Raw genomic sequence first — 10,789 nt, 5'->3', positions numbered from 1 at the left:
ACAGCAAAAGAACAATAAATCAAAATCACCCCAGTTCTCACAAATTTGGGTAACATTTAATTTTGAGGCAACGGGGCACCAAGCCGCAGCCCGAATCAATCTGCGCGGCAAACTTGGTTGCTGCAGTGCCGTCGTGCGGAGAGTAGCTGCGGCCCTCCGCAGCGCAACAGCTACAGAAGGCCGCTCGAACTTCATTCCGTCTTGCCAAACGTGAAGTGCACGCTCTTGAGCACGTGGCCCGCGGCGTCGCGAACTTCGACTTTCCAGGCGCCGGTGGCCTCGGTGGCCATGGTCTTGCTCGACCAGGTGCGCCAGCGGCCGGTGCGGCCCTTGTTGAGCTTCACTTCGGAGCGCAGAGAGTCGCCCTGAAACCAGGCGTGCGTCACCTCGCCTTCCGCGCCGTCCAGCTCGGTGAAACAATAGAGCATGGGTGTGGTGGCGTCGAATTCCGTGGCTTCACCCGATGGCTCGCGATCCACCACCGCGGTGCAAATCACCAGGCGGTTGATGCGGATCGAGTCGGCCTCTTGCGCGGCCGCCGGGGAATGCGTCAGCAGGGCGAGGCCCAACAGGGCAAGAACACTGAGTTGTTTCATTTGAAGTTGTCCTCCATGATTGGGGTCCTTGACTGCAGTGAACAACGATAAAATCCGCCAGGCGGATAAAAGACTTGCGAAAGGCGAGCCGGCGCGCTAAATTCGCGACATTTCGCCGTGAAAATGTTTCCCGAGGATCCGAGCAATGAATTTGACCCGCTACCTGTCGACGGATTTGATCAAGCTGGAGATGGAGCCGCCGCTGCCGCCGCCGGAAGAGCCGGCCGCCAACCTCGAAAAATTCCGGCAGCAACAAAAAGAGAAAATTCTCGCTGAGCTGGTCGATTTGCTCGAGCGCTCCGGCAAGGTGACCAACAAACGCAAGCTGCTCACCGATTTGATCAACCGCGAACGCCGCGCCACCACGGCCATTGGCCGCGGCCTGGCAGTGCCGCATGTGCGCACCAGCAACATCCGCGATTTGACCATCGCTATCGCGCGTTCCGTCGAAGGCCTGGACTTCGATGCCGCCGACGGTGAACTGACCCACATCTTCTTCGTGGTGGTCACGCCCGGACACGAAGACGAGAACTTGTATTTGAAAATCTACAAGCACCTCGCCGAGATCAGCACTTTTTACAATGCCATCGAGCAATTGATGGCAGTGGAAGATCCGGGCGAGATGATTCGCCTCTTGCGGCAATGGGAGTGAGCGCTGCCCGCTCACCCGGCGAGTGACCTGCTGAGCAGCGCCGCTGCCTGCCCGTCAAGGTCGCCGCCTGCCGCCCGAATTCATCGCTCCTCTTCATCGGACGGCCGCAGCCTGCACGCACGCGAGCACTTGAAAAGCACCCGCCCTCTTATCCCACCACGATATTGACCAGCTTCCGGGGAACGACAATCACTTTTTTGATTGCCTTGCCCTCCACGAACTTCTTGATTTGCGCGCTTGCCAGCGCGGCTTGTTTCAGCCGTTCCTCATCGATAGCGACGGGCACAGTGAGCTGGCCGCGCAGCTTGCCATTCACTTGAATGACCACGGTGATCTCATCGACCGCGAGCGCGGCTTCGTCGTATTCCAGCCAGGGCAGCCGCTGCACGCACTCGCCCCGATGGCCCAGCATCTCCTGCCAGACTTCCTCGGCGAGGAACGGCGCGATGGGTGACAACAAACGCGTGAAGACTTCCAGGCCTTCCCGCCACAGGCCGGGCGTCACGCCCACCACGGTTTGATCGCGCCGGCAGTCATAGAAGAAATTCAACAGTTCCATCAGCCCGGCGATGGCGGTGTTGAAGGCGAAATCTTCCAGATCATGCGTCACCCGCTTGATGGTCGCGTGCAACGTGCGGCGAAACTCGCGTTCCCGCTCGCCCGAGGGCTCAACAAACGTGGCAGTTGCCAGTTCGCGTGCCAGCGTCCAAAAACGTTGCAGAAAACGGCTGGCACCTTTGACGCCTGCTTCCTCCCATTTCGTTTCCGCTTCGAACGGCCCCATGAACAGGATGTAAACCCGCAGGGCATCGACGCCATGCACCGCCGCAACGGCATCGGGTGTGATCACATTGCCGCGCGATTTCGACATTTTCTGATTGTCATAGGAAAGCAGCATGCCCTGATTGCGCAACTTTTTGAACGGCTCGACGAAGGGAACCAGGCCGCGATCATACAAGACCTTGGTCCAAAAGCGTGAATAGAGCAAATGCATCACGGCATGCTCGGCGCCGCCGACATACAAATCAATCGGCAGCCAATAGTTCACCGCCTGCGGCTCGAACGGCGCTTGGTCTTCGCGCGGACTGGCAAAGCGCAGGAAGTACCACGACGAGCAGGCAAACGTGCCCATGGTGTCGGTTTCACGTTTGCCGGACGTGCCGTCCGGTAACGTGACGTTGACAAAGCTGGTGATTGCCGCCAGCGGTGATTCACCGGTTTCGGTCGGTTCGTAGTTGGGCACTTCGGGCAGCACCACCGGCAGGTTTTCCGGCGCCACCGGCACTTCACCGAACGCCTCGGTATGCACGATCGGAATGGGCGTGCCCCAGTAGCGCTGCCGGCTGATGAGCCAGTCGCGCATCTTGTAGAGCACACGGCCTGAGCCTTTGCCGGTCTGCTCCAACCAGACGATAACTTTACTCACCGCTTCGTTGGCAGGCGTGCCGTCGAAGTGCGCCGAGTTGACCATGACGCCTTCGTGCGGCCAGGCCGCGGTCATGTCTTCCGGGCGCAGCGTTTGGCCGGCCGGCTCGATGACGACGCGAATCGGCAGATCGAACTTGCGAGCAAACTCGAAGTCGCGCTGATCGTGCGCCGGCACGGCCATGATGGCGCCGGTGCCATACTCCAGCAACACATAGTCCGCGATCCAAATTGGAATCTGCTCCTGATTGACGGGATTGAGAGCATAGCTGCCGGTGAACACGCCGGTTTTGTCGCGCGTCTCCGCGGTACGGGTTTGCTCGCTCTGCTCTTTGGCGGCGGCGACGTAGGCGGTGACTTGCGAGCGTTGCACTGCAGTGGTCAATTGCGAAACGAAAGGATGCTCGGGCGCCAACACCATGAAGGTCGCGCCCCACAAGGTATCTGGCCGGGTGGTGAAGATGACAAGATCGCCGGCCGCGGTTTTGAACGTGACCTCGGCGCCTTCGCTGCGGCCGATCCAATTGCGCTGCATTGCTTTGATACTCTCCGGCCAGTCGATGGTGTCGAGATCGGCGAGCAGGCGCTCGGCATAGGCCGTGATGCGGAAGAACCATTGCTGCAGGTTTTTGCGCTCGACCAGCGCGCCGCTGCGCCAGCCCCGGCCGTCGATCACTTCTTCATTCGCCAGCACGGTTTTCTCGACCGGATCCCAATTCACCGCGGAAGCCGCCCGATAAGCCAGGCGGAAATTGCTCAAATAGCGCCGCCGCTCCGTGAGGGGCATTGCCCGCCATTGCGTGCCGGTGAGCGCCGGCACTTCGGCAGGCAGCATCATCTCCTGAGTGCCGTGGCGCTCCAGTTCCGCCTCCAATTCGGCGATCGGCCGCGCCTGATCGCGGCGGCGGTCATACCAGGAATTGTAAAGCAACAGGAAAATCCATTGCGTCCAGCGGTAGTACTCCGGCGAACTCGAATTGATCTCACGGTCCCAATCATAGCTCGCCGCGATCAAATTCATCTGGCGCTTGTAATTCGCGGAGTATTTGGCAATGAGCCTGGCGGGATTGGTTTTGAGTTTGATGGCGGCATTTTCCGCGGGCAGGCCGAAGGCATCCCAGCCGATGGGATGCAGCACGTTGAAGTGGCGCATGCGGAAGTAACGTGAGATGACGTCGGTCGGCACATAGTTGCGGCAGTGGCCGACGGACAGGCCTTCACCCGAAGGATAGGGGAAGAAGTCCAGAACATATTTTTTGGGTTTGGCGGGATCGTTGCCGGTTTGATACAAGCCCAACTCATCCCAGTAGGGCCGCCATTTCGCCTCCAGGGCTGCGAAATCATAGCGCGAGGCCGGGGCACTTTGGTCTGCTTGACTGCTCATGATTCTTCCTCAATGAAAAATCGCAAGACTCGGGGTTTGCGTGCAATGGCCGCAATAATAAGCAAATTTTCCAAATAATGAAAGTTCAACTTCTGCAACAAACGCCGCTAGCGGCGACGCGAGAGGACGAGCACGGGAATTTGCGGCGGCAGCGGGTCCGCGGCAGATTTTCAGGAATGGAATTTTTGGAGGCGAACCAGCAGCTTGCGGCCGCGGGCCTGCATAGCGGGGCTGCCGGTGCGGGTGAGAGTGGTGAGCAGGCGAATCACCGGGCCGCGCAGTTTGGCTTCCTGCGCGGCCAAATCGGCGAGAGCCTGCATGGCAAAAGTCCTGACGATCCTGCTGTCATCCTGCAAAAAGATGCGCAGCAACGCGACGCTCGCGCGCCGTTCCCGCGGCGTCAAGGCCAGGCGCGGCAGCATTTGTGCCACGTGCCAGCGCACTTCCGGCTGATCGATCTTGGCAACACGTTCGAGCAGCCGGCGTTTGAACGGCAGCAGCAATTCCGGCCGCTGCGCGGTGATCTTCTCGACGGCATCGGCGCAACGCAGGCGCAGGATCGGATCCTCTGCCAGCATGCCTTCAAAGACAGCGCCAAAGTTCTCGGGATGGGCCAGAACCGCGGCCACAACCTCTGCGGATTTGCCGATCGAGCGCCGATCGCTGCCGGTGAGTTTTTGCAGAAGCCGGTGCATGAATCAACCGAGGGTTATCGCTCTGTCACTCTTGCCAGTTTCACGCGGTACGAAAAGAACCACGCACTGAGACCGGTGATGATTGCCGCCAGGAGGAAGACTTTCACCAACTGCGGCTGGCCGTGCCACATCCTCCAGGTGAGACCGTCTTGGTCGAATGAAAACGAAAACGGCAGCGCCAGAAACATCAACATCAGTGCCAGGCTGGTGTTGCGGAGATGGGTGAGAGTTTTGCTGCGCATTTTGACTCCTCATGACTGATTCCAAAACCGATCTGAATTGCGTTCGCGCCACGCCGCGCGACACCTGCTTGCGGCGCGCCTGCGAAAACGATGACGTTTCATACGGCGCTTGTTCTCAAAGGTGACAACGCGCTTTCATGAATTTTCAACCTGTCGGTCAACCGTGCGGCAATTCCGCGCGTAACTGCATTCCTGCGCGCCGTGACGACAGCGGCCGTTTCGAGAAATCTCTTGCTTTTCTGGAAAATGTGCCAATCTTTGCTGTCGGATTGTGCCGGCGCGATTTCCCGACCGGCCGCTGGCTGGGGGAGATCGGCGAGGTCGGCGATTGCCACTCGGGTGAATCAGCAAAACTTTTGTCTTGGCGCAGAAGTCCTCCTGTTGTGCCGCAAGAGGCCACTGGAGGGCGCTGCCACCAGCCGCGATTCGGTGGTTGCCCGGCGGGGGAGCAATGATGAAAACCATGTTTCCTTTCCAAATTTCAAGTTGTCGCTCTGGAGTTGGATATGTCTAGAATTGCCCGTGACGCCGGTTTTGTTGTGTTGCTGCTGGCCGTGGCGGCCAGCTTGAGCTGGTTTTTCAGCAAGGTTCGCCAAACCGGTGTGGAAAATTACCTGGGGCTGCTCGGCAACAGTCTGTTTGCCATGGTGCCGGAAGGTAAAGACAAAGATCAGCTAAAGAAAAAATACGGCCAGTTTCTCGCCGATGTGGCCGAGCGCAAAGTCCCGCCTGAGCAGGTGGAGCAAATCGCCGCCAGCATTCTCAATCTGAGCAACGCCAGCCAGGGCCTGACTGCAGCGCAGGCAGAGACGCTGTTGTTCCTGACCGAGATGCCGCTGGAATTCGGCAAGGGTACGGCAGTCGTGGTTACGCCCGCACCGCCGGCACTTCCGGGCGCGGTCAGCGTGGAAGGGGATTCTGCCGTGCCGCCCATGCCGCCGCTGGTGGCCGCGCTGCCGGCACAAAGCACGCCGGAGAAATGGGAGGCGATGCAAGAGCGGATCAAGATGATGTATGAATTCAATTATCGACTCAAGGGCGAGCTGGCCGGCCTCACGCCCCATCCGGCGGCGGTGCAGCGCCTCATGCACTTCAGCCTGGCGCCGGATATGAAGATCACCGTCGTCGTCAATGATTCGCTCAAGCAAGCACTGCTGAAGCGCAAACAATTGGCCATCGCCAAAGAACTGGAACGCCTGGAAAAAGAGAAGCGTTTGGTGTGGCAGCAAAACTTCAGCACCCAGCTTAGTCTTGACCAGGAGCGCCTGAAGCACGAGCTTCAACGGCTGCGCGAGCTGCAGCGGCTGGGCGAGCCTGAGGCCATGAAGGCCCTCTCCTCTCTGCACAGCTTGGAGAACTTGTCACCCAAATCTGCTGCGGACAGTGCCGATTTTCAGGCCGAACTCAAGCAGGCATTGGAGGAAGCCAAGCGCGCTTTGCGTGAGGCGGATTCGATGCGCGCCGGTATGGAGAAGAACTGAAGCCGCAGCCGGGCCATTCGCTTTGAACCATTCCCGCACCACGGCATTTGATGTCATGGCCGTGCCCCCGCGCGGTTTCTTCATTTCTGGACAGACACGAGTCAACAGGGCACTGAACGTGCCTTTCGCTGCCCGCGGGTTTCGGTCTTCAGGTTGCCTGAAATCTCGCGCAGGCCGGTCAGCCGATTTTCTTGCAGTCTTTCAAGATCTCACGCGCAGCATTGTATCCCGGGGCGCCGGTCACTCCGCCGCCGGGATGCGTGCCCGCGCCGCAGAGATAGAGATTCCCAACCGGCGTGCGGTACCGGCCATATCCGGCAACCGGCCGCATGAACAGCAGTTGATCCAGCCCCATTTGTCCGTGAAACTCGCCGCCTTCGGTGAGGCCATATTCCCTTTCATAATCGAGCGGCGTCAACACCTGGCGATGCAAGATCAAATCCGGGAGTGACGGCGCATATTCCGCGAGCGTGGCGACGAGGTGATCACCCAGCTTGTCGCGCTCCTTCTCCCAATGCGATTCGCGCAAGCGGTAGGGCGCATATTGCATCGTAACCGCCAGGATATGCCGGCCGGCGGGCGCGAGCCCGGGATCGAGCAGCGTGGGAATGACGAGGTCGAGGCATGGTTTCTGGGAGAACCGGCCGTACTTGGCGTCATCAAACGCGCGTTCGAGATACTCCAGGCTCGGGCAAATCAAGACGTGTCCGCTCAGGCAATCTTCGTTCTTGGGCATGCCGTTGAAACGCGGCAAACCGCGCAACGCGAGATTCATCTTTGCGGTGGTGCCGCGCAGGCGAATATTGCGCACGCGCCGGACGAACGTCGGGCCGAGCCGCGGTGCGCCCACGAGATCAAGAAACGTGCGGCGCGGATCCGCATTCGACACCACCGCCCGCGCGGCAATCTCCTCTCCACCCGCCAGCACCACACCGGTGGCCCGGCCATCTTCGACCTTGATGCGCACCACCTCCGCCGCCCTGCGGATTTCAGTGCCGTATTTCTTTGCCGCGCCGGCGAGCGCAGCGGCCAGCGCGCCCATGCCGCCCTTCACCCGGACGCTGGCTTTGAACCCGCCATTGGCTGCACCGAGATGGTGATACACCATCATGAACGCCGTCCCGGAAGCTTGCGGCCCCTGCATGCTGCCGGTGACGCCCGCCGCGCCCAACACCGCCTTGAGCGCTTCACTCTCGAACCATTCATCAAGAAACTCCGTCACCGGCATGGGCAACACGCGCAGGAACTCCATCATGTCGTGCTTGCCCAGTTGCCTGAGCTTGCGGCCGGAGTTGAGCCAGGGCAGCAGCTCTTCGAACTTTAGCTCGGCCACATTCGGCGGGGTCAGCAGCATGATCCGCTGCAACACCTCCGTCAGGCGCTTTACCAGGCGCAGAAAGGCGGGGAAGCGTTCGGCATCCTTGGCGGAGTGGCGCGCGATTTCGGCCAGCGTGCTTTGCTCGTCGCGCCAAAGGGTGAGGGAATCGCCGTTGGGTTGCGGCGCAAACACCGCCGCCGGGCTGGTGAGGAATTCCAGGCCATGCCGCGGCAAATCGAGATCGGCGACGATTTCCGGCCGCAGCAGACCGGCTTCACTCGCGCCGGTGTCGAATTTGAAACCGGAGAAAACCTCCTCGGTCGCGGCTGCGCCGCCGAGCGTGGCGCGGCGTTCCAGCACCAGCACCCGCTTTCCCGCCCGCGCCAGATAGGCCGCGGTTACCAGGCCGTTATGGCCGGCACCGATGATGATGATGTCATAGGGAGTGTTCATGGATTCTCACAAGGGTGGGATTCGAGGGGAGTTGTAAGACCTGCTGTGTGGGGCGAACAGCACACCCGGTTTCATGAATCAGCATCTTCATGGTAGCGCTGCATCACCTGCCGGTAGAAGATTTCGAAGTCATCAAGATGTTCGGTCAGTATCGATTTGAGAATCGCGACGGCAATCTCCTGATAATCGTGGATCGCAATATTGCGAAAGCCCACCATGCTTTGCATGCGTTGCAGTGATGTCTGGTCAATCCAACCGTTCTCGAAAAGAATAAAGAATGCCATTTTGTAGGAATTGGGAAGGCGATAGTTGTGGGCGGCAATCACCGTGTTGGCCATGTCGATTGCCGCTTGCACGGCACGTTCCAAATTGAGAACATAGATATCCTGGACATTGAAATCGTCCAGGGTTGCCGGATCAAGATGTGTGACTTCCTTAATTCGCTGCAGACAGTTCTTGATGATTGCTATCTTCGACAAGAGAACGTCCCTCTCAAGCATAGATTGATCCCTCCAGAATCCGGTCTTCCAGCCGCTTGCGATCCATCTTGAAGTCGAGGTATTGCGAGATCATGCGCGCCTTGTAGCGAATGAATGCCAGCCGGTCCTCTTCCACGATCAGCCGGCCATTGGCCAGTATTTGCATCGCGATGATCGGATCGGCGGTGTCGAGCACCACCAGGTCGAATTCATACTGCTGTGCCAAGGCCTCTTCCAGCAAGTGTTGCAGCCCAAGCTTGTCCCCGCTGCTCACGGGGCGGCCGACAAACACGCCGAGATCGAGGTCACTGTCGGCATTGAAGTATGGCGTCAGAATCGAGCCGTAAAGCAGGGCAAATTTGACCCGCCCCGCGAGAACGGTTTGCAGGCGGCTGCTGATGTCGTCGAGTGGTTTCATTTGCAGTAACAGATTTCGTGCCGGCGGAGATGGTAATGAATAGCCTATGGAAAAGCAAGCCGCAAGATTTCGCCCGCCGCCAGCTTGCCCGGCGCGCCGGTGATGCCGCCGCCCGGATGCGTGCCGGAACCGCATTGAAAATAATTCCGGATCGGCGTGCGGTATTTGGCCCAGCCCGCTGCCGGCCGCAGGAAGAACAACTGCGACAAACTCAATTCGCCTTGAAAAATGTTGCCCTGTGACAGCCCGGTGGTTTGTTCGATGTCCCAGGGCGTCATCACCTGGCGGTGCAAAATGATGTCTTTGAGATTGGGCATGTACTCCGCCAGCGTCTCGACCACCGTATCGCCGAGCGCCTCGCGTTGCTGCTCCCACGTGCCCTCGCGCAGGTGATAGGGCGCATATTGCACGAAGCACGACATCACGTGCTTGCCTGGCGGCGCCATCTCGGGATCGATCAGCGAGGGAATGATGACGTCAATGTACGGCCGGCGCGAAAAACGGCCGTACTTGGCGTCGTCGTAGGCACGCTCGAGATAGTCAATGCTGGGACTGAGGGAGATGGCGCCGCGCAAATGCGGGCCGTTGCCCGGCAGGCAGGCCAGCTCCGGCGCCGCCGCCAGCGCAAGATTCACCTTGGCCGAAGAGCCGCGAATGTTGAAACGCTGAATGGCAGTGACCAGCTCCCCGGGCAGCAGCGACGCATCCACCAGCTGCAAGAAAGTGCGTTTCGGATCCAGGCTCGACACCACCACCTTGCTGTAGAACTCATCCCCATTTTCCAAAGCCACGCCCGTCGCCGCGCCGTTTTTCGCCAGCACACGGGCCACCGGCGCGTTGCAGCGGATTTCCGCGCCCAACGCGGTGGCGGCGCTGGCCAGCGCGTTGGCAATGCCGCCGGTGCCGCCCTGGGCGAAACCCCAGGCGCGAAACGAGCCGTCGATTTCGCCCATGTAGTGATGCAGCAGCACATACGCGGTGCCGGGCGAGCGCGGGCCGAGAAACGTGCCGATGATTCCGCTGGCCGAGAGCGTCGCCTTCAGCGCTTCGGTTGCGAACCATTCCTCGAGAAAATCCGCCGCGCTCATGGTCATCAGCTTGGTGAGCGTGTAGAGATTTTCCTCTCCCAAGCCGAGCAAATGCCTGCCCAAACCGGCAAGACCGCGCAAGTCTCGCGGGTGCAGCGAAGTGGGATCCGGCGGCACGAGGCTCAGCAGGTACTTCACCGCCTTGGCCATGAAGTACATGCTGCGGCCGTACTCGTCATAAGCCTCGGCGTCGCGCGGGGAATGGCGCGCGATCTCGCGCATGGTGCGATAGTGATCCCAATCACGATAAAGATAATTGCCGTCCGGCAACGGGGTGAGCGTGCTGGGCAAAGGCAGGATGGTCAGGCCGTGGCGGGGCAGGTCAAGTTCGCGGATGATTTCCGGCCGGAACAGGCTGATCACGTAGGAAAACACCGAATACTTGAAGCCCGGAAAGATCTCTTCGGTGACGGTGGCGCCACCGACCAGCGGCCGGCGCTCGAGCACCAGCACTTGTTTGCCGGCGCGTGCCAGATAAGCCGCGTTCACCAGGCCGTTGTGGCCGGCGCCAATGATGATGGCATCGTAACGTTTGGGCATGTACAGGCCTCTCTGATC

General features: G+C 59.9%; 12 protein-coding genes. 2 read left to right on the top strand and 10 right to left on the bottom strand.

Annotated elements, in window-relative coordinates; translation table 11 throughout:
* Together L6R21_19865 and L6R21_19860 are read right to left on the bottom strand one after the other, a co-directional pair.
* Window positions 1-195 (bottom strand): hypothetical protein (locus L6R21_19865; GenBank protein MCK6561458.1); only part of this gene is annotated, 195 nt, incomplete at its 3' end.
* A complete protein-coding gene (locus L6R21_19860; protein MCK6561457.1) occupies window positions 192-596 on the bottom strand; it encodes a DUF2914 domain-containing protein in 405 nt (134 codons plus the stop codon). The genes L6R21_19865 and L6R21_19860, both read right to left, overlap by 4 nt.
* A 145-nt stretch (window positions 597-741) precedes the next feature.
* Between L6R21_19860 and L6R21_19855 the strand changes: the two genes are divergently transcribed.
* Window positions 742-1,248 (top strand): PTS sugar transporter subunit IIA, encoded by a 507-nt coding sequence (locus L6R21_19855; protein MCK6561456.1) that lies wholly within the window; start codon window positions 742-744, stop codon window positions 1,246-1,248.
* A 148-nt stretch (window positions 1,249-1,396) separates the two neighbouring features.
* On the opposite strand, the gene leuS is transcribed toward L6R21_19855, so the two are convergent.
* The 4 genes from leuS to L6R21_19835 form a co-directional block, all read right to left on the bottom strand.
* Entirely contained in the window at window positions 1,397-4,057 is a 2,661-nt protein-coding gene (gene leuS, locus L6R21_19850; GenBank protein ID MCK6561455.1) for a leucine--tRNA ligase, read from the bottom strand.
* A 170-nt stretch (window positions 4,058-4,227) separates the two neighbouring features.
* Window positions 4,228-4,752: a hypothetical protein gene (locus tag L6R21_19845; protein ID MCK6561454.1), complete on the bottom strand. Its 525-nt coding sequence runs from the start codon at window positions 4,750-4,752 to the stop codon at window positions 4,228-4,230.
* 14 nt (window positions 4,753-4,766) lie between these two features.
* Window positions 4,767-4,994 carry a hypothetical protein gene (locus tag L6R21_19840; protein MCK6561453.1) on the bottom strand — a complete coding sequence of 76 codons (228 nt, stop codon included), beginning with the start codon at window positions 4,992-4,994 and terminating at the stop codon, window positions 4,767-4,769.
* A gap of 98 nt (window positions 4,995-5,092) precedes the next feature.
* The gene (locus tag L6R21_19835) at window positions 5,093-5,329 is read right to left on the bottom strand and encodes a hypothetical protein (protein ID MCK6561452.1); all 237 of its coding nucleotides are present in this window, start codon (window positions 5,327-5,329) and stop codon (window positions 5,093-5,095) included.
* Between the two features lie 171 nt (window positions 5,330-5,500).
* On the opposite strand from L6R21_19835, the gene L6R21_19830 reads away from it, so the two are divergent.
* A complete protein-coding gene (locus L6R21_19830; GenBank protein ID MCK6561451.1) occupies window positions 5,501-6,475 on the top strand; it encodes a hypothetical protein in 975 nt (324 codons plus the stop codon).
* A 178-nt stretch (window positions 6,476-6,653) separates the two neighbouring features.
* On the opposite strand, the gene L6R21_19825 is transcribed toward L6R21_19830, so the two are convergent.
* The 4 genes from L6R21_19825 to L6R21_19810 all read right to left on the bottom strand — a co-directional run bounded on the left by L6R21_19825 (window position 6,654) and on the right by L6R21_19810 (window position 10,771).
* Window positions 6,654-8,246 carry an NAD(P)/FAD-dependent oxidoreductase gene (locus L6R21_19825; GenBank protein ID MCK6561450.1) on the bottom strand — a complete coding sequence of 531 codons (1,593 nt, stop codon included), beginning with the start codon at window positions 8,244-8,246 and terminating at the stop codon, window positions 6,654-6,656.
* Between the two features lie 71 nt (window positions 8,247-8,317).
* Window positions 8,318-8,746 (bottom strand): DUF86 domain-containing protein, encoded by a 429-nt coding sequence (locus L6R21_19820; GenBank protein ID MCK6561449.1) that lies wholly within the window; start codon window positions 8,744-8,746, stop codon window positions 8,318-8,320.
* Window positions 8,739-9,143: a nucleotidyltransferase domain-containing protein gene (locus L6R21_19815; protein ID MCK6561448.1), complete on the bottom strand. Its 405-nt coding sequence runs from the start codon at window positions 9,141-9,143 to the stop codon at window positions 8,739-8,741. Before L6R21_19815 ends, L6R21_19820 begins: the two co-directional genes overlap by 8 nt.
* Window positions 9,144-9,187: 44 nt before the next feature.
* Window positions 9,188-10,771 carry an NAD(P)/FAD-dependent oxidoreductase gene (locus L6R21_19810; GenBank protein ID MCK6561447.1) on the bottom strand — a complete coding sequence of 528 codons (1,584 nt, stop codon included), beginning with the start codon at window positions 10,769-10,771 and terminating at the stop codon, window positions 9,188-9,190.
* Window positions 10,772-10,789 lie beyond the last annotated feature (18 nt).

Source organism: bacterium (assembly GCA_023150945.1).
Taxonomy (GTDB): Bacteria; Zhuqueibacterota; Zhuqueibacteria; order Zhuqueibacterales; family Zhuqueibacteraceae; genus Coneutiohabitans.
Note: the sequence above shows the minus strand (reverse complement) of the source record. Positions and strands in the feature narration are given on the sequence as shown.

Coding starts and splice junctions, on each gene's coding strand:
- L6R21_19860 (MCK6561457.1), bottom strand. CDS start 596: ATGAAACAACTCAGTGTTCTTGCCCTGTTGGGCCTCGCCCTGCTGACG.
- L6R21_19855 (MCK6561456.1), top strand. CDS start 742: ATGAATTTGACCCGCTACCTGTCGACGGATTTGATCAAGCTGGAGATG.
- leuS (MCK6561455.1), bottom strand. CDS start 4,057: ATGAGCAGTCAAGCAGACCAAAGTGCCCCGGCCTCGCGCTATGATTTC.
- L6R21_19845 (MCK6561454.1), bottom strand. CDS start 4,752: ATGCACCGGCTTCTGCAAAAACTCACCGGCAGCGATCGGCGCTCGATC.
- L6R21_19840 (MCK6561453.1), bottom strand. CDS start 4,994: ATGCGCAGCAAAACTCTCACCCATCTCCGCAACACCAGCCTGGCACTG.
- L6R21_19830 (MCK6561451.1), top strand. CDS start 5,501: ATGTCTAGAATTGCCCGTGACGCCGGTTTTGTTGTGTTGCTGCTGGCC.
- L6R21_19825 (MCK6561450.1), bottom strand. CDS start 8,246: ATGAACACTCCCTATGACATCATCATCATCGGTGCCGGCCATAACGGC.
- L6R21_19820 (MCK6561449.1), bottom strand. CDS start 8,746: ATGCTTGAGAGGGACGTTCTCTTGTCGAAGATAGCAATCATCAAGAAC.
- L6R21_19815 (MCK6561448.1), bottom strand. CDS start 9,143: ATGAAACCACTCGACGACATCAGCAGCCGCCTGCAAACCGTTCTCGCG.
- L6R21_19810 (MCK6561447.1), bottom strand. CDS start 10,771: ATGCCCAAACGTTACGATGCCATCATCATTGGCGCCGGCCACAACGGC.